At 63.0% G+C, this 21518-nt stretch carries 19 protein-coding genes; 17 read left to right on the top strand and 2 right to left on the bottom strand.

Annotated elements, in window-relative coordinates; genetic code table 11:
• Positions 1 to 31 precede the first annotated feature (31 nt).
• Together B2585_RS18495 and B2585_RS18490 are read right to left on the bottom strand one after the other, a co-directional pair.
• The gene (locus B2585_RS18495; RefSeq protein ID WP_292025412.1) at positions 32 to 841 is read right to left on the bottom strand and encodes an SDR family NAD(P)-dependent oxidoreductase; all 810 of its coding nucleotides are present in this window, start codon (positions 839 to 841) and stop codon (positions 32 to 34) included.
• Between the two features lie 10 nt (positions 842 to 851).
• The gene (locus B2585_RS18490) at positions 852 to 2615 is read right to left on the bottom strand and encodes an extracellular solute-binding protein (protein ID WP_414674074.1); all 1764 of its coding nucleotides are present in this window, start codon (positions 2613 to 2615) and stop codon (positions 852 to 854) included.
• A gap of 260 nt (positions 2616 to 2875) precedes the next feature.
• Here B2585_RS18490 and B2585_RS18485 point away from each other — a divergent pair, with 260 nt between their 5' ends.
• From B2585_RS18485 to B2585_RS18405, 17 genes are all read left to right on the top strand, one after another.
• The gene (locus B2585_RS18485) at positions 2876 to 3838 is read left to right on the top strand and encodes a sugar ABC transporter substrate-binding protein (protein WP_292025410.1); all 963 of its coding nucleotides are present in this window, start codon (positions 2876 to 2878) and stop codon (positions 3836 to 3838) included.
• 84 nt (positions 3839 to 3922) lie between these two features.
• Positions 3923 to 4735, top strand: coding sequence for an SDR family NAD(P)-dependent oxidoreductase (locus B2585_RS18480; protein WP_292025409.1), 813 nt, complete (start codon positions 3923 to 3925; stop codon positions 4733 to 4735).
• Positions 4736 to 4759: 24 nt separating this feature from the next.
• A complete protein-coding gene (locus B2585_RS18475; protein ID WP_292025408.1) occupies positions 4760 to 5734 on the top strand; it encodes an ABC transporter permease in 975 nt (324 codons plus the stop codon).
• An 11-nt stretch (positions 5735 to 5745) separates the two neighbouring features.
• Positions 5746 to 6747, top strand: a complete 1002-nt coding sequence (locus B2585_RS18470; protein ID WP_292025407.1) for an ABC transporter permease — start codon at positions 5746 to 5748, stop codon at positions 6745 to 6747.
• Positions 6744 to 8255 carry a sugar ABC transporter ATP-binding protein gene (locus tag B2585_RS18465; protein WP_292025406.1) on the top strand — a complete coding sequence of 504 codons (1512 nt, stop codon included), beginning with the start codon at positions 6744 to 6746 and terminating at the stop codon, positions 8253 to 8255. Before B2585_RS18470 ends, B2585_RS18465 begins: the two co-directional genes overlap by 4 nt.
• 1 nt (position 8256) lies before the next feature.
• On the top strand, positions 8257 to 9126 hold the full coding sequence (locus tag B2585_RS18460) for an NAD(P)-dependent oxidoreductase (RefSeq protein ID WP_292025405.1): 870 nt from the start codon (positions 8257 to 8259) through the stop codon (positions 9124 to 9126).
• Positions 9123 to 9836, top strand: a complete 714-nt coding sequence (locus B2585_RS18455) for a ThuA domain-containing protein (protein WP_292025404.1) — start codon at positions 9123 to 9125, stop codon at positions 9834 to 9836. Before B2585_RS18460 ends, B2585_RS18455 begins: the two co-directional genes overlap by 4 nt.
• Before the next feature lie 135 nt (positions 9837 to 9971).
• Positions 9972 to 10469 (top strand): hypothetical protein, encoded by a 498-nt coding sequence (locus B2585_RS18450; RefSeq protein ID WP_292025403.1) that lies wholly within the window; start codon positions 9972 to 9974, stop codon positions 10467 to 10469.
• Positions 10470 to 10504: 35 nt separating this feature from the next.
• Positions 10505 to 11047, top strand: a complete 543-nt coding sequence (locus B2585_RS18445; protein ID WP_292025402.1) for a hypothetical protein — start codon at positions 10505 to 10507, stop codon at positions 11045 to 11047.
• A 246-nt stretch (positions 11048 to 11293) separates the two neighbouring features.
• Entirely contained in the window at positions 11294 to 11965 is a 672-nt protein-coding gene (locus tag B2585_RS18440) for a DUF5995 family protein (RefSeq protein ID WP_292025401.1), read from the top strand.
• A 43-nt stretch (positions 11966 to 12008) separates the two neighbouring features.
• A complete protein-coding gene (locus B2585_RS18435; RefSeq protein ID WP_292025400.1) occupies positions 12009 to 12725 on the top strand; it encodes an ABC transporter ATP-binding protein in 717 nt (238 codons plus the stop codon).
• Between the two features lie 2 nt (positions 12726 to 12727).
• On the top strand, positions 12728 to 15091 hold the full coding sequence (locus B2585_RS18430; protein ID WP_292025399.1) for an ABC transporter permease: 2364 nt from the start codon (positions 12728 to 12730) through the stop codon (positions 15089 to 15091).
• Between the two features lie 4 nt (positions 15092 to 15095).
• The gene (locus tag B2585_RS18425) at positions 15096 to 16304 is read left to right on the top strand and encodes an efflux RND transporter periplasmic adaptor subunit (protein WP_292025398.1); all 1209 of its coding nucleotides are present in this window, start codon (positions 15096 to 15098) and stop codon (positions 16302 to 16304) included.
• Between the two features lie 87 nt (positions 16305 to 16391).
• Entirely contained in the window at positions 16392 to 17537 is a 1146-nt protein-coding gene (gene argE / locus B2585_RS18420; protein ID WP_292025397.1) for an acetylornithine deacetylase, read from the top strand.
• Positions 17538 to 17598: 61 nt separating this feature from the next.
• The gene (locus tag B2585_RS18415) at positions 17599 to 18828 is read left to right on the top strand and encodes a hypothetical protein (protein ID WP_292025396.1); all 1230 of its coding nucleotides are present in this window, start codon (positions 17599 to 17601) and stop codon (positions 18826 to 18828) included.
• A 300-nt stretch (positions 18829 to 19128) separates the two neighbouring features.
• The gene (locus tag B2585_RS18410; protein WP_292025395.1) at positions 19129 to 20229 is read left to right on the top strand and encodes an ABC transporter ATP-binding protein; all 1101 of its coding nucleotides are present in this window, start codon (positions 19129 to 19131) and stop codon (positions 20227 to 20229) included.
• Positions 20230 to 20334: 105 nt separating this feature from the next.
• Complete coding sequence (locus tag B2585_RS18405) at positions 20335 to 21453, top strand: extracellular solute-binding protein (RefSeq protein ID WP_292025394.1); 1119 nt, start codon at positions 20335 to 20337, stop codon at positions 21451 to 21453.
• Positions 21454 to 21518: the final 65 nt, after the last annotated feature.

Here is a 21518-nt window from a genome sequence, read left to right as displayed (position 1 = left end):
CCTCGTTGTGATGTCTTTTGAAATCAGGGCGTTACTGGATGCACCAGCCGCCATCGATGTGGATCATCTGACCCGTCATGTAGTCGCTGTCGTCGCTCGCAAGGAACGAGGCGGTGCCGGTAATGTCTTCCGGGTAGGACACGCGCTTGATCTGGAGCGCGTCGCGCACGATGTCTTCGTAGGCTTGGCCTTCTTTTTCCTTGAAGCCGATGTCCACGAGGTCTTTGTCGAGTTGCTCCCACAACGGCGTGACCACGACGCCGGGCGCATAGCCGTTCACGGTGATATTGTGCTCGGCCAGCCCGATGGCGCCGCAATGGGTGAGCGCGAGGCAGCCGTATTTCGAGGTGCAGTAAACGGTCACGTCCACCAGCGGCTTGCGCGAGGCAATGGAGCCGACGTTGATGAGCTTGTAGGGATGCCCTTCCATCGGTCCTTGCGCGATCATCTGGCGGGCGGTCTCCTGCATCCCCAGCCACATCGCCTTGGTGTTGACGTTCATGATCATGTCCCAGTTGTCTTCGTCGATATCCATGAAGAACCGGGGCTTGTTCAGGCCCGCGTTGAAGAGGCCGACATTGATGGAGCCGAACGCATCGACCGTCGCTGCGACGGCTGCCGCGTTGTCTTCGCGTTTGGTGACATCCATGCGGACCGCAACCGCCTTGCCGTTGCCTGCCGCGTTGATCTTGTCGGCGACTTCGCCCGCTGCGTCCTGGTCGAGATCGCCGATGCAGACGTTGGCGCCCTGCGCCGCGAAGGCCTCTGCATTGGCCGCGCCCATGCCGCGGGCGGCGCCGGTGATCAGGATGTTTTTCCCGTTCAGGCGAGTTGGGTCCATGGTGTCCTCCCTAGGTGACCGATGTTCTTAGTCGTCGTTCAGCTTCTTGCTGCGCCTTGGCGAGCGCGTCTTTCGGGCTCACGAGGCCGCGCAACATGTCGTGCAGCTCGTTTCCGCAGGTCGCGATGATGTCGGAGATCTGCGGTATGGGCGGGCGCGGCCAGAACTGGAGTTCGTCGCGCCACGACATCTCGTCCACCAGTTCGAAAATCTCCGACAGGCGGCGCACTTCTGGGTCCGCGCCGACCGAGTATCGCGGTGCGGTTCGGCTGCCCTCCTGCGCGTAGAGTTTCTGCGCGGCGGGGGAGGTGAAAGCGACCAGCGCTTCGACCGCGTCCGACAGGCGTTCCTCGGCGATGTTGGCCGGAATGCAGAGCGCATAGCCGCCGACAGGGGCGATCGGCACCCCCTCGGGGCCGTGCGGGTGGGGCAAGTAGCCGGTGTTGCCGTTGGCCGCGCAGGTCGCGTCCAGTTCGAAATACGGTGCCAGAAGGGTGTAGCCATAGGCCATCGCGACCGTGCCGTTGGCAAAGGGCCGGACCCGTTCGTACCACGACATCGAAAGGATATCGGGCGGCGAATACTGCATCAGTTCCAGCAGATACTCGGCCGCAGCGAGCGCGCGGTCGCTGTCGAACATCGGGCGGAAGTCGCGCCCTGCGAGGTGGTCGGCATCGTAGCCCCCGGCGATCCGGGGCAGGTCGATGATCGGCTGGCCGAAATCGGCGCAGGTCATGATGAAGGTGTGGCCAAGGGCCGTACCGCGCGCGCCGTTCCATGCGACGCCGTAGCGCCCGGACTGTGGATTGTGGAAGTGGCGCGCCGCGTCGATGACGTCCTGCGTTGTGCGCGGCGGTTCGAACCCGGCCTCGGCGAACCAGTCCTTGCGGTAGAACATGAGCTCCGGGGTGGTCTGGCTCGGCACGCCGTAGGGAACCCCGTCCCAATGGGTCGCTTTCCAGCCCGCGGTGTGAAAGTCGCTGGGCTCCAGCCGGTCGAGGTCCATGATGTCGGGCAGGGCGCGTATCACGCCCTTTTCCACGAATTCACCCAACCACGGCAGATCGACGGCAATCAGGTCATAGCGGCTCTTGTTGCGGCTCGCGTTTCGCAATGCTTCTTCGCGCAGGCGGTCGATCGAGAAGGCACGCTGATTGATGTCGGTGCCGACGATCTGTTCAAATTGCCGCTTCAGGTTCTCCATGACCATGAAAGTCGGGTCGCCATGCACGAGGATGCGCAGACCGCCCGGCAGCTTGAGCGCCTGAGTTAGGGCGCGGGGCGGAGGGATCATGGCCTGGCCGGACTGGTACGAACCGCCGAAGTAATAGTCGCGGGCCGCGTCAGTCCGCTGGGTTCCGCCATAGGCCCCCTGCGCGACTCGGTCGACGCGTTCGGCCAACTGGTTGAACACCTGAAAGAGCTTGGCGCTCGGGTGGAGCGACATGGTCTTGCCGGACTTCGTGCGCGGACGTTGTTCGATGAACCCGGCTTCGGTCAGCTCGGCCAGCTTGCGGGTGCCGGTGGCATAGGGAACGCCGGAGGCGGCCACCATCGCGGATGGCGAAACGACGCGCCCCTCGAAATGGCTGTCGAGCAAATGCAGGATCATGTTGAGATGTGGGTTCGGCGTGCTCGGGTCGAGGCCGGTGTCGATTTCGCCCAGGATTTCCTGAAGAAAGCTCACCACCTGCAGGACTTCCGGATGGCTGGCCGGTGACGCCACCGGAGCGCCTTTCCCAGAATGGATATTTTTTGCAGGTTCGTGGTGCATTTCGCTCATGGTTGCCGGGTTGCCAGGGGGTCGACGCGAGTCGCTCATGTCCGTGCCTTCCAAAGTGTCCAGTTTGATAAGGTGCAAATACGCAGAATGTATCCGAAACGGATAGTATATTATCCATAATGGATAAAATAGGGCCATCCGCCGGGGCCGAGAATCGCGCTGGATAGTCACAGATTGCAACGAGGCCGAATGGGTCCGGGCTGGGAGGACAGCCGCAATCATGACAACGTAACTTTGGGAGGACGACTTAGATGAAGATTTCCACCAAGCTCGCGCTGGCTGCCACCACGGCCATGTTCGGCACAGCAGCCTTTGGCGAGGCGCACTCGACCTACACGATCGGCATCACGCAGAACAACGTGGGCGTCGACAGCTACCAGACCACATACGAACAAGCGTTCATCGCCGCAGCTGAGGCCAACGACAACGTCGATGTTGTCGTGCTCGACGCCGGCGGCGATGTCGCCCGTCAGATCGCTCAGATGGAAGACCTGATCCAACAGGAAGTGGATGCGATCATCATTTGGCCGACGAACGGCGAAGCGGTCATCCCGGCGGTGCGTAAGGCTTCACAGGCCGAAATTCCGGTGATCGTGACCAACTCCAACATCGCCGAGCAGGGCTTCGACTTCGTGGCGTCCTTCTCCGGCCCGGACAACATCACGCAGGGTTCGCGCTCGGCAGAGATCATGTGCGACCGGTTCAAGGATCTCGGGATCGAGTCCGAAGCACAAGTCGTGCAAATCTCGGGCCAGCCCGGCTACACAACCGCCATCGAACGCGCCCAGGGCTTCGAAGAGCGGCTGCCGGAAGTCTGCCCGGACGTCACGCTGGTCGAAACCCAGCCCGGCGACTGGAACCGCGAGAAATCGCAGCAGGTGATGGAGGCCTTCCTCGTCAAATACGACGATATCGACGGTGTCTATTCCGGTGACGACAACATGGGCGTCGGCGCGCTGAACGCGGCTCTTGCCGCCGGTCGTGCCGAAGGTATCACCTTCGTCGGCGCCACCAACTTCGCGGTGGGCTACGAGGCGATGGGCCGTGGCGAATACTGGGGCTCGATCTACCAGTCCCCGGTCGATGACGCGGAAGCCGCGCTTCAGACCGCGATCGACGTGCTCGACGGTGAGGACGTTCCGTTCCTCAACTACTTCGACACGCCGAAGATCACCCAGGACAATATGGACGAGTTCACCAAGCCCGTCTTCTGATCTCCTCCCGGATGCGCGGGGCCTTCCGGGCTTCGCGCATCCAACTTTGTTTTTACTTCGTAACGTATCGGGAAGGGGGCGGACATGGCTCGTGTCGCTGGACGGTCCTGCATTGTCACCGGCGCAGCCCAGGGAATCGGGCGCGCCATCGGGGAAGCGCTGCTCGACGAGGGTGCCAACGTGTGTTTCGCCGATATCAACGGGGCCAAGGCCGGCGAGGTCGCCGATGCCAACGCCGAACGCGCAGCAACGGCAGGGGCCAGGGTGACCCACGCGGCGGTCGACGTCACGCAGCGCGACCAGGTGCGCGCCATGATTGCCCATACCGTCGAGCGGTTCGGCCGCCTCGACGTCAAGTTCAACAATGCGGGCGTGAACAAGCCGATGAACTTTCTCGACGTGACCGAAGACAACTGGAATTTCGTGATGGGCGTCAACGGCTTGGGCTGCATGATCGGTATGCAGGAAGCTGCGCGCCAAATGATCGAACAAGGCCCGGACGGGTCCGGCATGGCCGGGAAGATCATCAACACCGCCTCGATCGCAAGCCGGCAGGGTTTCGACAACGTCGCCCCCTACTGCGCGAGCAAATGGGCGGTCGTATCGCTTACACAATCCGGCGCGCGCGACCTCGCCAAGCACGGGATCACCGTGACGGGCTTTGCGCCGGGCGTCGTCGCCACCGAGATGTGGGAGCAGGTCGACCAGGACCTGATGAACATCGGGGCGGCCGACCGACCCGGGCAGGCAATGGAAGAGTTTTCCGCGGAAATCCTCAAGGGACGTGTCGCGACACCGGCGGACGTGACCGGGACGACCTCGTTCCTTGCGGCGCGCGACAGCGACTACATGACAGGACAGATCGTAATGATCGACGGAGGCATGACACTGGTGTGACGTGCCGGCCATAGGGAGGGAAACATGGCTGAATTGACGAGGAAGGGACTGGGAGGGTTCCTTGCGCGACAGGGCATTCTTGTCGCTTTTGCGGTCTTCATGATCGCCTTCGCGGTGGCCAATCCGCGGTTCATCGACATCGACAACGTGTTCGGCGTGATCCGGTCGTCAGCCATTCTGGGCGTCATGGCGCTGGGCGTCACTTTCGTGGTGATCGGCGGTAACCTCGACCTGTCAGTCGGGTCGATGATGTCGTTCTCGACCATCGTCGTGCTCGACCTGCACGACAAGATCGGGCCGACGCTCGCCATTCCTTCGATGTTCTTGATGACGATGGCGCTGGGCGCGTTCATCGGCATCCTCGTGGGCTATCTCAAACTCAACTCGCTGATCGTCACGCTGGGGATGCTCTCGGCGATCCACGGCCTGACGCTGACCTATTCCGGCGGCAAGAACATGGACATCGCCGACAAGGAGGGCACCTGGTTCGCGGTGTTCGGTCAGGGCGGTATCGCGGGTGTTCCCATGCCGATCCTAATGTTCGCGGCTCTCGCGATCATCCTCAGCATCATCCTGTCGCGCACCCCGTTTGGGCGCAAAGTCTATGCGGTCGGCGGCAATGGCGTAGCGGCCACGTTCTCGGGCATCCCGCGCGCACGGGTTGTGTTCATGACCTACCTGATGTCGTCCTTTTGCGTGGCCACCGCCGGGTTGATCCAGGCGAGCCGTTCGATGGGCAGCCAGAACACGGTCGGGCAGGGTATGGAACTTGAAGTGCTGGCCGCCGTCATCCTTGGCGGCGCGTCGCTTCTGGGTGGGGCCGGCACGATCTTCAAGACCGTGATCGGCGTGCTGATCCTGGGGTTCATCCAGAACGGCCTGCTGCTGCTCGGTCTCGCCTTTTACGCACAATACGTCGTGACGTGGATCATCATCATTCTCGCGGTCTGGCTGGACATCGCAGCCAAGCGGGGCGGCCTGTGGTCGCGGATTGCCTGAGGAGAGCGACGATGAACAACACGACCCGTGCCAACCTCATCAAGCAGGGCGCCATCTGGGCCTTTATCGTGGTGGAGCTGGCGTTCTTCTCCATCGCGGGCGAATTCCTGTCGGTCACGGACTCGGCCTTCATGGATTTCGACAACATGCTGCTTTTGCTCAAGCAGTCGGCCCCCATCGGGATCATCGCGCTGGGCATGACGATCATCATGATCAACGGCAACATCGACCTGAGTGTCGGCGCGACCTTCGCCTTGGCGGCGATCGTGTTGCTGGACAGCATGACCTGGCCGTTCATGCAGGCGCTGGGCAACTGGGCCATTCCGCTGGCCTGGCTCTTCGCACTCGCGACCGGCGTGATCCTCGGCGCGATCAACGGCCTCATTGTGTGGAAGACGGGTGTCGATGCCTTCATCGTCACGCTGGGGTCGATGCTGGGCTACCGCGGCCTTGTCTTCATGTACAACGGCGAGCAGCCGACGAGCCATCTCAACTGGACGTTGGTGGACTTTGCCGAGGCGCAATTTCTCGGCCTGCACACGGCGACATGGTTCCTTTTGGGCGCGGGTCTGCTGTTGTGGCTCCTCATGACCCGCACGGTGCATGGGCGTAACGCCTACGCCATCGGGAACAACAGGGATGCGGCGGTGAACGCAGGCATCCGGGTGGGGCCGCATTTCCTGTGGAACTTCATGCTGATCGGCTTCCTCGCCGCATTGTCCGCAGTCGTCTTCTACTCGGAAAGCGGCTCGGTGAACCCGAATGATGGCATGCTGTACGAGCTCTGGGCGATCACCGCGGTGGTGCTGGGCGGCACGAAGCTTTCCGGTGGCTATGGCTCGATCATCTCGACGCTGGGCGGGGTCATCGCGATCCAGCTTTTGCGCAAGGGGCTGGGCCATATCGGAGCGGATACCGAGACGGTGAACCTTGTCATCGGTCTGATCCTGATCGCCGTCCTGTTTCTTGACCGGCAGTTGAACCGCAAGGGCAAAGAGGAGCTTCGCACATGACCGATCAGACACCGGCCCTGCGCCTTGAAGGTATCGTCAAGACATTCCCCGGCGTGCGCGCGCTGGACGGCGTGTCCTTTACGGTCATGCCCGGAGAGGTCCACGCACTTATGGGCGAGAACGGTGCAGGCAAATCCACCCTCATGAAGGTGCTGGGCGGCATCCTCGCCCCGAACGAGGGCCAGATTTTCATCGAGGAACAGCCGACCATCATGTCCTCGCCGATGAATGCAAAGGCCAAGGGCGTGGTGTTCATTCACCAGGAACTCAGCCTCGCCGACGAACTCTCGGTGGCCGAGAACATCTGGCTCGGAGAACTGCCGAAGAAGAGCTTCGGGCGCGTCGATTGGACCAAGCTTTATGACGAGACTGATGCGATCCTTAAAACCCTCAATGTCGGCTTCGATGCCCGCAAGCGGGTGGGCGATCTGTCCATCGCGAACCAGCAGATGGTCGAGATTGCCCGGGCGCTCACCGTCGAGCCGCGTGCGGTGATTTTCGACGAGCCGACCGCCTCGCTCACCGATGCCGAAAAGGTGGTTCTGTTCGAGGTCATCTCGGACCTGCAATCGCGCGGCGTCGGGGTGATCTACATCTCGCACCGCATGGAGGAGATCTTCAAGATCACCGACCGGATCAGCGTCCTGCGCGATGGGCAATACCGTGGAACGCTGAACACGGCAGAGACCAACGAAGAAGAGGTCACGCATCTCATGATCGGGCGCACGCTGGACCTGTCGCGCAACGCGGTGACGCACGAGATGGGCGAAGTGGCGCTTGAGGTCCGCTCATTGAGTTGCGGTGACCTTTTCTCGGACGTGAGCTTCACGGTGCGCCGGGGCGAGGTGGTCGGCTTCTACGGACTTGTGGGCGCGGGGCGCACCGAGATCGCCGAGACGCTTTTCGGCCTGCGCGAGCCGTCCTCGGGCACGATCCATCTGGGCGGCGAGGAGGTCACGATCAACTCACCGGCAGATGCGATCAAGCGGGGCATCTCGCTCGTCCCCGAGGACCGCAAGGGGCAGGGACTCATCCTCGGGATGAACTGCCGGGACAATATGACATTGCCGCAGGTCTCGGACCTGACCGCCGGACCTTTCGTCAGCGACGGGGCCGAGGTGGCGATTTTCGACCAGTACCGTGACAAGCTCGATATCCGCACGCCGGGCTGGCGTCAGACGGTCGGCAATCTGTCGGGCGGGAACCAACAGAAGATCGTGATCGGCAAGTGGCTTTCGATGCGTCCCGAGGTGCTGATTGTGGACGAACCCACACGCGGGATCGACGTCGGGTCGAAGTCCGAGATCCACAACCTGATCCGCGAGTTGGCCTCGCAGGGGTACGCGGTGATCGTCATCAGCTCGGAAATGCCCGAGGTGCTCCACGTCTCTGACCGGATCGTCGCGATGTTCTCGGGCAGGGTGATGCGCGAGTTCACGGCGGAAGAAGTAACTGAGGACAGCCTCATCCAGGCCATTTCCGGGATCGGCGCGGACAAGGTCGCCTGACATGAAAGTCGGGTTCGCGGGGCTCGGGCGGATGGGCGCGCGCATGGCCGCCAATCTTGTCGCCGCGGGCCACGATGTCACCGTCTGGAACCGGTCTGCCGACAAGGCGCAGGCTTTGGCGGCGGAGACTGGTTGCGTGGTGGCCTCGACGCCCCGGAAAATGGCGGAGGGCTGCGAGGCGGTCGTCACGATGCTGGCCGATGATTCATCTTCGATGGCCGTGCACATGGGCGAAGACGGGCTGTTCGCGGCTGCCGGTGCCGGGGTCTTCGTGGAGATGGGAACCATGTCGCCGGACCATATCGCGGCGCTCGCACGGTCGGCGCCGGAAGGGTGCCGCGTGATAGACGCACCGGTGTCCGGTGCGACACAGGCGGCTGCACAGGCAAAACTCCTCATCATGGCTGGCTGCACGGAGGCTGAGGCCGCTCAGGTTCAGCCGCTTTTCGATGCAATGGGCCGGGCGACGATCTTTCTCGGGCATACCGGCGGCGGCACGGTGATGAAGCTGGCGGTCAATTCGCTCATCCACGGGATCAATCAGGCCTTGTCCGAGGCCATGACGCTCGCCGAAGCGGCGGGGATCGCGCCGGAGGCGGCTTTCGATGTGATCGAGAACAGCGCGGCCGCGGCGCCGATGATCTCCTACCGCCGCCCGCTTTACCTTGATGAAGCGGCCCATGAGGTGACCTTCACCGTGTCCCTTGCGCGCAAGGACATGGAGATCACGGCGGCGCTCGCCGCCAGCCTGGGCACGCCGATGCGTCAGGGGGCGGTGACGCTCGACGTTCTGAAGAAAGCGGAGGATGACGGGTATGGCGCGCGGGACATGGCCTCGATCCTTAATTTCACACGAAAGGAGTCGTCATGAAGGCCGCACTGTTCGTCGGGGGTTGGGAAGGACACACACCGACGCATTTCTCGGACTGGTACAAGGCGCTGCTCGAGGACAACGGGTTTTCGGTGGACGTTTACGATACACTTGATCCGCTGGAACGCCCCGGCGATCTTGCCGATCTGGACCTCATCACTCCGATCTGGTCATCGGCCCGCTCGGGCCACCAGGAGGAATTCGGCAACATGACCAAGGTCCAGGAGGACGGACTCTTGAAGCTCGTGGGCGACGGCTGCGGGTTGGCCGGGTGGCACGGGCACATGGGCGACGCGTTCCGCGACCGGCCGACCTATCATTTCCTCATCGGGGGGCAGTTCGTGGCGCACCCGCCGGGGTGGCCGGACAACCTCCAGCCGAAGGAGGATTACATCGACTACGACGTGACGATCTGTCAGCCCGACCATCCGCTGGTCGAGGGCATCCGCAGCTTCCGCATCACGTCGGAGCAGTATTACATGCTGACCGACCCGTCGAACCACGTGCTCGCGACGACGACCTTTTCGGGCGACCACCTTTGGTGGATCGAAGGCACCGTGATGCCGGTCACATGGACCCGACGCTGGGACAAGGGCCGGGTTTTCTATTGCTCTATCGGGCACGAACTGGACGACCTGAAGGTGCCGCAGGTCACCGAAATGATCCGGCGTGGTGCGATCTGGGCGGCAAAAGGCAAGGCGAAGAGCTGACAGCAGCGCTTCCCGCCCCCGGTCCCGATGTCAGCAAAGTCTTGCCGACCATCCGGTCCGGCGGGCCCCAATATTCGAGCTCTCTTGAAACATGTTACGCACGAAAAAGCTGTTTCAAATCAAGGAGAGATTGTCATGTTCCGAACCGTTTTCATTGCCCTTGCCACCGCCACGATCGGACTGGCCGCGCAGGCCGAGGAGGGTGGCGATCTCACGCTGACGATCAATGGGGAGGATTACGCCTATTCGCTCTGGGCCAGTCAGAGCGACTGGTCCGGGTCGGAGAGTTTCGGCAGCGTCAACATCTATGCGCAGCCGGCCGGCGAGGACGGCATTTTCAAGACCTTCTCGCTTGGTTTCAGCTTGGCTGCAGGCAAAGCGGAGCGTGGCGAGATCAATTTCCGGACCGTGAGCGACGGCGAAACGACGCGGTTGTTCGCGGGGGCGGACGACGACGAAGGCGGCCTTGCCGTGATGGTCGACAGCGTGTCGGTTTCTGGCGAGAAGTTGAGCGTATCGGGTCGTTTCCAGTCCCGCATGGGACCCAGTGACAACTTCGGCCGCGATATCGACCTGTCAGACCCGATGGAGATCGAAGGCAGCTTCGACGTGGTTCTGGGGCCGGTAGAATGATGCCGGGCCGGGCAACGCGGCATCAGGTGGCAAGAATGCACCGGGTGCCAGGATATCTCGCTGCGCTCGGCTGCGCCATCATTCTGTCGCAGCAGGCGAAGGCGCAGGACCTCGCGCCGCAGTATACGAAATTGGGCACATTCGAGGGGAAACTGGCGGGCGAACCGGTGAGGCTGGTGGCTGTTTATGACGCGGAATACGATCATTCCGGCCTCAACCTCATCAGTGTCTTCGGAAAGCCCGGTCTTGCGATCATGGCACGTAACGTGGATGCGCAGGGCCAGCTTTCGCGGCCGACAATGACGCTGTCGGTCGGCCCGGTTTCGCCCGACGGGGAGGCTTATGAAATCACCGAAGCGCGGCTGATGGATGATCAGGGTCGCAAACGACCGCTGCGCGCGCGCGCCGAGAACGGGACGGCTCGGCTGGAAAGCTTTTCCTATGACGAGACCGGCACGCTCTCTCTCGAACTGTCCCTCGACCTTACGCGGGTTGAGCGCGAGGGTGGGCAGTACACGCCCGTGGAAGGTGCCGCGAATGTGCTGCTTTCGGGCAGGTTTGAGGGGAAGTTGCGGTAGGGTGGTCTGCTTGGCGGGGCCCAATTGTACGCAGGTCAGATCGGTGGCGCCGACTGTCGCGCGGAGCGAGGCTCGGACCCAAAGCTGCATTTTATCTGACGGGACATTTTGCGAAAGCCGTGACTCGCGCTACTGTGATCGCGGGGCGTGATCGACCGCGAAACGCGGGAGAGGATGAAAGGCTTCGGCCGGACAGATGACAGGGACTGACATCAAAGGCATGGGTTTCGGCGGGAGTGCCGGGGCATGAAAGACATGGCGACGGATGTCCGGGACCTTGCCGGAAGTGTCGCCGTCTCGCTCGAACAGGTTTTCGACAGGTTCGCGGCCATGCCTGATAAACCCGGCGCACAGGTGCATGTTCTTTTTGCGCGGTTGTACCGATGCACCACTCTTTGCTGGCTCGCCGCGCTCGATGAGGTCGAGGCGCCAGATCTCGCCTACTGGGCCATATTGCGGTTTTATGAAGCCTACCAAACGGGCGTGTTGGCCTGCCGAGACGCCCCGATGGCGGATGTGCCACGCCCGTGGCGGAAGTATCACCGGCTCGCGCGCCGGATCACGATGCGGGCCCCGATGTCGTTACACATAATGCTCGTGTCCCTTGGCGTGCGGGCGCATGTGCGCCATGACTTGGGCCCTGCCATTCACGCGGCCGAGCGCGACCTGGCCGCCAGCGGCGCCCAGATGCCGTTTCGCCCAGCCGGCGCCGTACTGCACGGCGCTCACGCCGACCGCGCCTTCGTTACCGCGATCCATGCGTTCGTCGCGATCCACGGCGATCACCCGAGCAAGTGGCGTCGTTTCTGGCTCGCACAATGCGACAAGGGTCTGTTTGCCCTGAGCCCCGTTTGGCTGGGCACGTTCGAGGGGTGGCGCCGCGCCTCCCGAAATGATGCGCGTCCGGATGCCTATTGAACCAGATCAAGGTCTTGGCGCACTACATCGTTAGAGTGGGACCATGGCGGACGCGATGAACAGTGTTTTTCACACCAAGGGAATCACCAAGGTCTATACGACCGGCGAGGTGGACGTGCATGCGCTTCGGGGCGTGGACGCGGAGCTATATGCGGGAGAGTTCACCGTATTGCTCGGTGCCTCCGGTTCCGGCAAATCCACCCTTCTGAACATTCTCGGCGGCCTCGACCACGCGACCGCGGGGCAGGCGTGGTTTCGCGACAAGGAACTGACCGCGATGAGCGAGCGGGAGCTCACGCGGTACCGGCGCGATCACGTCGGTTTCGTGTTCCAGTTCTACAATCTCGTGCCGAGTCTTACGGCGCGTGAGAACGTGGCGCTCGTGACCGAGATCGCGCGCGACCCCATGAAGCCCGAAGAGGCGCTGGAGCGTGTCGGGCTGACTCACCGGCTGGACCACTTCCCCGCGGAAATGTCGGGCGGCGAGCAACAACGCGTCGCCATCGCCCGCGCCATCGCCAAACGGCCCGAAGTGCTGCTGTGCGACGAGCCGACCGGGGCGCTCGATTCCAAGACGGGCGTTCAGGTGCTCGACGCGCTGGAGCGTATCAATGCCGAGATGGGCACCTCCACCATCGTCATCACCCATAACGCGGGCATTCGTGCGATGGCCCATCGAGTCGTTCACTTTGCCGACGGGGGTATCGCCGAGGTCGTGACCAACGACACCCGGATCGCGCCCGCCGAGATCGTTTGGTGATCATGCGGGCGCTCGACAAGAAGCTGGTTCGCGACATCCGGCGACTTTGGGCGCAGGCGCTCGCCATTGCTGCCGTTCTGTCGGTGGGCGTGATGATCATGGTCATGGCCTTCGGCACGCAGCGCAGTCTGACCGAGACACGCGATACGTTTTACGACCGGGCGCGGTTTGCCGACGTCTGGTCGTCCGCCGCCCGCGCGCCGAAATCGCTGGTGGGAGAGATCGCGGCGATCCCCGGCGTTGCGCGGGTCGAGGCGCGTATCAACCAGTATGCCGTGCTCGATCTGCCGGACATGGCGGACCCGGCCATGGCGCAGATCCTGTCGATCCCGGGCTCCGGCGCGCCAGAGATGAATGCCCTGATCGTCAAGGAAGGGCGACTGCCTGAGTTCGGGCGGCGCGACGAGGTGGTGGTGAACGAAGCCTTCGCGATCGCCCATGATTATGGTCCGGGCGACGGGTTCTCGGTCACGCTCAACGGCCAGAAACGCGATGTTCGCATCACCGGCGTCGTGTTGTCGCCGGAGTTCATTTATACCATCGGCCCCGGCTCGATCATGCCCGACGATGAACGCTTCGGTATCCTGTGGATGGCTGAAGATGTTCTGGCCGCCGCCTTCGGCCTCTCCGGCGCGTTCAACTCGGTCACGCTTTCGGTCACGCGGGGCACTGACCTCGCCCCGGTGCGCGACGAGCTTGAGCGACTGCTAAAGCCCTATGGCGGCACCGGCTCCTACGCCCGCGATCAGCAGGTGTCCAACGCGTTCCTCGATGGCGAGCTGGAGCAGCTCGACGTGATGGCCCGGATCGTGCCGCCGATCTTCCTCGTGGTGAGCGCCTTCCTCGTGAACATGGTGCTGGGGCGGCTGATCCAGCTGGAGCGCGAGCAGATCGGACTGCTCAAGGCGCTGGGCTATTCAACGGGCGAAATCGCGGCGCATTACCTCAAGCTCTCCCTAGGGATCGGCGCGATCGGGGTTCTGATTGGCTGGCTCATGGGGCTGGCCGCGTCTCAGGCGATGGCATCGGTCTATGTGGAATATTTCCACTTCCCCTATCTCGTCTTCGTTCAGCGCCCGAGCGTTTATGTCATCAGCGCGTCGGCGGGCCTCTTCGCGGCGCTCATCGGGGCGATGATGGCGGTGCGCCGGGTGGTTGGTCTGTCGCCCGCCGTGGCCATGTCGCCGCCCGCGCCCACGCGGTTCCGCCGGGGCCTGTTCGACCGGCTGATCCGCGTACTGCGCCCCCAGCAGCCTACAATGATGATCCTGCGCGCCATTGGCCGCTGGCCGCTGCGCGCGGCGCTCACGAGCCTCGGCATTTCCATATCGGGCGCGATCATCGTCGCAGGGTTGTTCATGTTCGACAGTTTCGACGAGCTGCTGGACGTGGCCTTCGTGCAAGCCAACCGGCAGGACGCGATCCTGGAATTCGCGGTCGAACGGCCCGAAGCCGTGCTGGATGCGGTCGCGAACCTGCCCGGCGTCATGAAGGCCGAAGGCAGTCTGTCGATTCCCGTTCGGCTGCACCACGGCCACCTGACTCGCACGATCGGGATCGAGGCCTCGCGACCCGGCAACGACCTCGTGCGCGTTTTCGACGGTGACGACAGGGTGGAAGTGTCTCCCGAGCACGGCATCGTACTGGCGAAACGGCTGGCCGGGCATCTCGACGTGGGTGTGGGCGATATCCTCGAAGTTGAGTTTCTTCAGGAAGGCGACCGGCGTTACCGTGTCCCCGTCACCGGGACGGTGGCGCAGTTCTTTGGCCTCTCGGCATATATGGACCTCGAAACCGCGAGCAGCATCCTTGGCCACGCACCGCGCCTCAGCCTCGCCAACGTGGACATCGACCAGGCTGAGCGCGAGGCGCTCTTCGCCGCGGTGAAGGCGAGCCCGGCGATTTCCGGCATCACCTATATGTCCGAGGTGCGAAAAGGGTTCGACGAGACCATCGCGGAAAGTGCGGGGATCACCATGACGGTCTATACCTTTATGGCTGCTCTCATCGCCATCGGCGTGGTCTACAATTCGGCGCGAATTCAGCTCTCCGAGCGCGCCCGCGAACTTGCCAGTCTGCGCATCCTCGGCTTCACCCGCGGCGAGGTGAGCTACATCCTTCTGGGTGAGCTCTTCATCCTCACGCTGGTGGCGATCCCTATCGGGCTTCTGATGGGCTACGGGATGGCTGCCGGAATGGTGCTGAGCTTTGAATCCGACCTTTACGCGCTGCCGCTCATCGTGACCGAAAAGACCTATTGGCGCGCGGCGGGCGTCGTGGCGGGGGCGACCATCGTCTCCGCGCTCATCGTGCGGCGCCGGATCGACCGCATGGACCTCGTCGCCGTGATGAAAACAAGGGAGTGACCCCATGAAACTGAGAAACATCGTGATCGGCGCGGTGGCCGTGGCCGCCATCGGCGGGGCGGTCTGGGTGTCTATGCAGCCCGAAGTGGTCCCCGTGGACATAGCCGACGTCGCCTCCGGCCCGATGGAGGTCACCGTGAACGCCGACGGCACGACCCGCGTTCGTGACGTCTATGAGGTCGCGGCCCCCGTTTCCGGCACCGTCCAGCGGTCCCCCGTCACCGTGGGTGATAGCGTCGTAGCAGGCGAGACGGTGATTGCACGGATCGAACCGGGCGAGCTTGCCTTCCTCGACGAACGAGCACGCAAGCAGGCCGAGGCGGCGGTGGCACAGGCGCAGGCGGCGCTGGCGCTCTCGCGGACCCAGATCAGGGTGGCCGAGGCCGATTTGAACAACGCGCAGCGTCAGCTTAACCGTGTGTTCGATCTGCATGAGCGCGGCACCGCGCCGGACGCCCAACTCGAACAGGCCGAGACGGCCGTGGACATCGCATCGGCCACCCTCGACAGCGCCCACGCGACCGCCGACATGCGCGAGAGCGAAGTATCTGCGGCCCGCGCAGTTCTTACCCAGCCCGGAGAACGACAGGAGGTTGACGAAGGCGGCTGCTGCGTCGATCTGCGCGCGCCGGTTTCAGGCACGGTGCTGTCGGTTACGTCGCGCTCGGCCCGGCCCGTCACGGCAGGAACGGCTCTGGTTTCCATCGGACCGACCGACGACCTCGAGATCGTGGTGGAGCTTTTGTCGACTGATGCCGTGCGCCTCGCCACCGGCGTCCCCGCGCATATCGAACGTTGGGGCGGCGACGGTGCCCTTGAGGCTCGCGTGCGTGAGATCGAGCCCGCGGCGTTCACCAAGGTCTCGGCATTGGGGATCGAGGAGCAACGCGTACGAGTCGTGCTGGATTTCGCGCAGGACACCGAAGTACCGCCGCTCGGGCATAATTTCCGCGTCTATGCGCGCATTGTCGAATGGTCCGCAGACAATGCGCTTCAGGTGCCGATCTCGGCGCTTTTTCGTGAGGGCGATGACTGGGCGGTTTTCACGGTCGAGGAGGGCGCGGCGCGGCTGACACCGGTTGAGATCGGCAGGCGCAATGCAGATGTCGCCGAACTACGGAGCGGACTTGAGGCGGGCGACACCGTTATCACCCATCCGAGCGACCGGGTCAGTGATGGCACCTTGGTCGAGGCGCGTGCGGCGGGGAACTAGCTCCGCCGCGTCGATGAGCCGGCGGCAGCACGCTCCGGTCGGTCGCGACCACTGGGCAAGGGCGCACGGGCGTGGCAGAAACGCGTCATGAGCCGTATAGATACCGCCCGCGACATCCTCGCCACCCTGATCGCCTATCCGACTGTCTCGTCGGACAGCAATCTCGACCTGATCCACTGGATCGCGGATTACCTCGAGCGCCACTGGGCGCGGGTTGAGGTGCTGACCAACGCGGACGGCACCAAGGCCAACCTTTTTGCCACGATCGGCCCCGAAGGCGACGGGGGCATCGTTTTGTCGGGGCACTCGGACGTCGTCCCGGTGGCCGAGCAAGACTGGACGACGGACCCGTTCGAGATGCGCGAGGCCGACGGGCTGCTTTACGGGCGCGGCTCCTGCGACATGAAGGGGTTCATCGCATGCGCCCTGGCGATGGCGCCGTATTACGCCGGGCGCGAATTGACCCGTCCGATCCATTTCGCCTTCACCCATGATGAGGAGGTCGGCTGCCTCGGGGCCGCCGATCTGATCGAGACTCTCTCGGCGCGGGGTATCCGTCCTGCCATGGCGATCATCGGAGAGCCGACGGAGATGCGGGTGATTGAAGGGCACAAGGGTTGCTGCGAATACACCACGCGCTTCACCGGGTTGGAGGGGCACGGATCGGACCCGGGGCAGGGGGTCAACGCGGCGGAATACGCGGTGCGCTACGTCTCGCGCCTTCTGGAAATCCGCGAGGCACTGAAGGCGCGTGCGCCGGCCGACAGTGCGTTCGAGCCGCCCTGGACCACGCTCAATATCGGCGGTGTCCACGGGGGCGTCGCGCATAACGTGATTTGCGGCAAGGCGGAGGTGGAATGGGAGTTCCGCCCTGTGGTCGCGGAAGACATGGATTTCGTGAAAGACGAAATCGGGACATATGCCCGCGACGTTCTTATCCCCGAGATGCAGTCGATTGAGCCGAAAGCGGGAATCGTCACCGAGGTGATCGGAGAGGTGGCGGGGTTCGAGCCGATGCCGACCAATGCTGCACGCGACCTGGTCCAGGCGCTCACGGGTGCCAACACGGCCGGGGTGGTGCCGTTCGCGACCGAGGCGGGACTCTTCCAGTCGCTTGGATGCGACGTCGTCGTTTGCGGACCGGGCTCCATCGCACAGGCCCATAAACCAGACGAGTTCGTCGCCCTGGATCAGCTCGAAGCCTGCCTGGATATGCTCGACCGGCTGGCTTGAGTCAGACGCCAATTGGCGTGACTGTGGACCCAAAGTGCCCCGGTCGTCGTTCGGATAGACAATGTTTCGAAGTGCCGCATTCCTGATTGTGTTGCTGTGCACGGACCCCGCGCTCGCGCAACAGGTCAGGTCTGCGCCGCGCGCGGAGGTTTGCGGTGCGCCGCAAATTTCGCTCGGGATGCGGGAGGACCTTGCAGTATCCGACACGTTTTCGCAGGTGCCTGAATGGCGTTTCTGCAATGACTGCCGCGACACCTCTGAGCACGACGATGTCTTGCAAGTTGCGGCCGCTGCGTCCGGCGCGACGATCCTTTTCGATACGGGGGACATCCGGCTGTCTTCTATCGGCGAGGCTGCACCCCAGGATTGCCAGTCCTTCGACCTGGGGTCCCGACAAGTGGTTGCAGTGGACGCGTCAGCTTCAACGGAATGGACACTTGAGGAAAGCCGTAGTCGGCTCGCCGCGCAGTATTGCGCATGGGAAGATGCGGATGGGACTTTGTGCCTCTCTTTCGTGTGTCAGCCCGATGAGCAACGATGGGAACTGCTTGCGCGCGGTGTCGTGGACGGTCTGTCTTTCGACAACTTGTTGGAAGTGGAACTCGATCTTCGCGTCGACGGGGAGTTGGCCGGCTATCTGACACTCTCGGCGCGCGCGGGCCTTCCCGATACTTACCTCGCGGTCTATGTTCCCCGGCTCGACGACACGCTGTTGCGTGATCTGCGACGCGGTGAGCGTGGCTCCGCGACCGTGCGGGCCGACAAGCAAGAGCGCCGCCTGGGGATCACGCTGGACGGCTCCTCGCGGGCCCTTGGTGCCGTTCTGGCGAATTGCCCGGACCTGCAACGGCTCGCCACGCCCGAAATCGCCCCGGATCGCTTCGTCCTGCTCAATGGGACATCAAACGAAGGTGCCGTGGCCGCGGCGCGTTCGGCGCTGGATGAACGTCTGGACGCGCTGTTCGGGTTGGAAGGGGCACCTGAGCCGGATGTGCAGCGCGCCGTTGACGTGCGGGTGGACCGCTGGTGGTTCATCGACGCTCTCGTCGGACCGTCGCCGGAACTGAGTGACAGCAACTTCGCGCGGTACCTGCTCGTCCAGCCCCCGGGACGCGACTGGGTGGTTTTCGACCCTGTCGAGCGGCCCCCGAGGATTTACATTGACCGGAAGCGTCCCATAGGCGCGTGGCCGAACCTGCTGCTCGCGCAGAACCGTCGTGATCGCACGTATTATGAGAGGTGGTATTGGGACGGGGCCAACTACCTCTATCGCGAAACCATTCCGCAATAGGGCGCCACTCGCCCCGCATTCGATTGGTGCCATAGGCGCCACCCCTTGGAACCAGTGACATCGGGCCGACTCTCACAACAAATTCAACGCGATTCCGGCCTCCGCGTGTATTGTGTTACCAACATTGCCAAAAACCCGTGCGTTTGCGCGAAAGAATGTGTCGTTTTCCCCGGCTTTTGCTTCGTATTTGATCAAACGCTCATTTGTCTGGCAGAAGCCTGTTGAAATCCGTCATTCAATCGTGTTGCTTTGGACAAAAGCAAAAAACAACAAATACCAACAGGGATGTAAGGGGGTCTTTTGGCCAGCCAACCGGAAAACGACGGTTTCGTCGTCTTTGATCGCGTTCAGAAATCCTACGATGGCGAGATCCTCGTCGTGAAGGATCTGAACTTGTCCATCGGCAGAGGTGAATTTCTGACCATGCTCGGCCCGTCAGGGTCCGGCAAGACCACCTGCCTGATGATGCTCGCCGGTTTCGAGACCGCGACGCACGGGGACATCCTGCTCGGCGGTCAGCCGATCAACAACATTCCACCGCATAAACGCGGGATCGGCATGGTCTTCCAGAACTATGCGCTGTTCCCGCACATGACAGTGGGCGAGAACCTCTCGTTCCCTCTGGAAGTGCGCAAGATTTCCAAGTCGGACCGCGAAGAGAAGGTCAAACGCGCGTTGGACATGGTCCAGATGGGCGATTTCCTGAACCGCCGACCGGCTCAGCTTTCGGGCGGTCAGCAACAGCGGATCGCGCTCGCCCGCGCCCTGGTGTTTGAACCCGAGCTCGTGCTTATGGACGAACCGCTCGGCGCGCTCGACAAGCAGCTGCGCGAGCACATGCAGTTCGAGATCACGCGCTTGGCGCACAACCTCGGCATCACCACGGTCTACGTTACGCACGACCAGACCGAGGCTCTGACAATGTCGGACCGCGTCGCTGTGTTCGACGATGGCCGTATCCAGCAGCTCGATCCGCCGGATATCCTGTACGAAGAGCCGAAGAACAGCTTCGTTGCCCAGTTCATCGGCGAGAACAACACGCTCGAAGGTGTGATCAAAGAGATCAGGGGCAAGACCTGCATGGTCCGCCTCGACGACGGCGAAGAGATTATCGCGACGCCGATCAACGTGGGAGAAGTCGGCCAGCGCACCAAGGTCTCGATCCGCCCAGAGCGGGTCGAATACAACAAGGAGCGCATGCACGACGATGCGCATACCATCAAGGCCGAGGTGCTCGAGTTCATCTACATGGGCGACATTTTCCGCACGCGGCTGAAGGTCGCCGGAAACGAGGACTTCGTCATCAAGACGCGGAATGCACCGGACCAGGTAAAGCTGAAGCCCGGCACGCAGATCGAAATCGGGTGGTTGCCCGAGGACTGCCGCGCACTCGATGCCTGAACAGAACACCCTCGCGCCGGTAGGGCGCGAGTGGGATGGGGGGCGAGCACGCCCGGCTCTGCCTCTCCGCAAACCCGAAATGGGCGAACGACTGGGAGAAAGTTAATGAAACTCAAGACCCTACTCATGGGCTCCGCACTGGCCGGCGTTGGAACGCTCGCCATGGCCGAGAGCCACGCTGACATGGCGATGGACATGACACTCGTGTCCTGGGGCGGTGCCTATCAGGCCAGCCAGCAGAACGCGTATGTCGAGCCGTATCTCGAGATGAATCCCGACGTTTCCATCACCTGGGACGAAAGCTCGGCCGAAGCCGTGGCGAAGCTGCGCGCGATGAACGAAGCGGGCAACGTCACCTGGGATCTCGTCGACGTCGTGGCCTCGGACGCCATCCGTCTGTGCGACGAAGGCCTCGCGATGGAAATCGACACCGAGGAACTGCTGGCCGAAGCGCCGGACGGCACCTCGGCAGAGGATGACTTCGGCGACCTTCTGGTCTCCGATTGCTTCATCCCGCAGATCGTCTACTCCACCACCGCTGCTTACCGCCCGGACCTGTTCCCGGAAGGCGCGCCGGCACCGGAGTCCATCTGCGCGATGTTCGACACCGAGACCTATCCGGGCAAGCGCGCGCTGGAACAGCGCCCGATCAACAACCTGGAGTGGGCGCTGCTCTGTGACGGCGTTGCCAAGGAGGACATTTACGACGTGCTCGAGACCGAAGAAGGCCAGGATCAGGCGTTCGCAAAGCTCGACACGATCAAGGACGATGTCATCTGGTGGTCGGCCGCTGCCGAGCCGCCGCAGCTTCTCGCCGACGGCGAGATCGTGATGGGCTCGTCCTATAACGGTCGCTGGTTCTCGGCGATCGAAGAGCAGGATCAGCCGTTCGAGATGCTCTGGGACGCTCAGGTGTTCGACCTCGACGGCTGGATCATTCCGGCCGACCTGCCGGAAGACCGCCTGGCCCGTGTGAAGGACTTCCTGTTCTTCGCGACGGATACTCAGCGTCTGGCCGATCAGGCCGCCTACATTTCCTACGGTCCGGCGCGTCAGTCGTCCGCTCCGCTCGTGGGCGACCACGCCGAGTTGGGGATCGCGATGGGTCCGCACATGCCGACCGCTCCGGAGAACAGCCAGAACGTGTTCGTCTACAACTACGAATGGTGGGCTGATTACCGCGACGACCTGGACGCCAAGTTCCAGGCATGGCTCGCGCAGTAATCTGACCTGACATCTCTCGGGAGGGGCCTTCGGGCCCTTCCCAACCCAAGCACCGAGGACGACGA

Origin of the sequence: Maritimibacter sp. UBA3975 (assembly GCF_002384975.1) — a bacterium.
Lineage (GTDB): Bacteria > Pseudomonadota > Alphaproteobacteria > Rhodobacterales > Rhodobacteraceae > Maritimibacter.
The sequence above is the reverse complement of the archived record's forward strand: the minus strand, read 5'-3'. Positions and strand labels throughout refer to the sequence as shown.

Excerpts from the sequence above, each read along its gene's own strand:
- B2585_RS18490 (WP_414674074.1), bottom strand. The coding sequence starts at position 2,615 with ATGCACCACGAACCTGCAAAAAATATCCATTCTGGGAAAGGCGCTCCG.
- B2585_RS18440 (WP_292025401.1), top strand. The coding sequence starts at position 11,294 with ATGAAAGACATGGCGACGGATGTCCGGGACCTTGCCGGAAGTGTCGCC.
- B2585_RS18415 (WP_292025396.1), top strand. The coding sequence starts at position 17,599 with ATGTTTCGAAGTGCCGCATTCCTGATTGTGTTGCTGTGCACGGACCCC.
- argE (WP_292025397.1), top strand. The coding sequence starts at position 16,392 with ATGAGCCGTATAGATACCGCCCGCGACATCCTCGCCACCCTGATCGCC.
- B2585_RS18465 (WP_292025406.1), top strand. The coding sequence starts at position 6,744 with ATGACCGATCAGACACCGGCCCTGCGCCTTGAAGGTATCGTCAAGACA.
- B2585_RS18435 (WP_292025400.1), top strand. The coding sequence starts at position 12,009 with ATGGCGGACGCGATGAACAGTGTTTTTCACACCAAGGGAATCACCAAG.
- B2585_RS18425 (WP_292025398.1), top strand. The coding sequence starts at position 15,096 with ATGAAACTGAGAAACATCGTGATCGGCGCGGTGGCCGTGGCCGCCATC.
- B2585_RS18470 (WP_292025407.1), top strand. The coding sequence starts at position 5,746 with ATGAACAACACGACCCGTGCCAACCTCATCAAGCAGGGCGCCATCTGG.
- B2585_RS18495 (WP_292025412.1), bottom strand. The coding sequence starts at position 841 with ATGGACCCAACTCGCCTGAACGGGAAAAACATCCTGATCACCGGCGCC.
- B2585_RS18460 (WP_292025405.1), top strand. The coding sequence starts at position 8,257 with ATGAAAGTCGGGTTCGCGGGGCTCGGGCGGATGGGCGCGCGCATGGCC.
- B2585_RS18485 (WP_292025410.1), top strand. The coding sequence starts at position 2,876 with ATGAAGATTTCCACCAAGCTCGCGCTGGCTGCCACCACGGCCATGTTC.
- B2585_RS18430 (WP_292025399.1), top strand. The coding sequence starts at position 12,728 with ATGCGGGCGCTCGACAAGAAGCTGGTTCGCGACATCCGGCGACTTTGG.
- B2585_RS18450 (WP_292025403.1), top strand. The coding sequence starts at position 9,972 with ATGTTCCGAACCGTTTTCATTGCCCTTGCCACCGCCACGATCGGACTG.
- B2585_RS18455 (WP_292025404.1), top strand. The coding sequence starts at position 9,123 with ATGAAGGCCGCACTGTTCGTCGGGGGTTGGGAAGGACACACACCGACG.
- B2585_RS18480 (WP_292025409.1), top strand. The coding sequence starts at position 3,923 with ATGGCTCGTGTCGCTGGACGGTCCTGCATTGTCACCGGCGCAGCCCAG.
- B2585_RS18475 (WP_292025408.1), top strand. The coding sequence starts at position 4,760 with ATGGCTGAATTGACGAGGAAGGGACTGGGAGGGTTCCTTGCGCGACAG.
- B2585_RS18445 (WP_292025402.1), top strand. The coding sequence starts at position 10,505 with ATGCACCGGGTGCCAGGATATCTCGCTGCGCTCGGCTGCGCCATCATT.
- B2585_RS18405 (WP_292025394.1), top strand. The coding sequence starts at position 20,335 with ATGAAACTCAAGACCCTACTCATGGGCTCCGCACTGGCCGGCGTTGGA.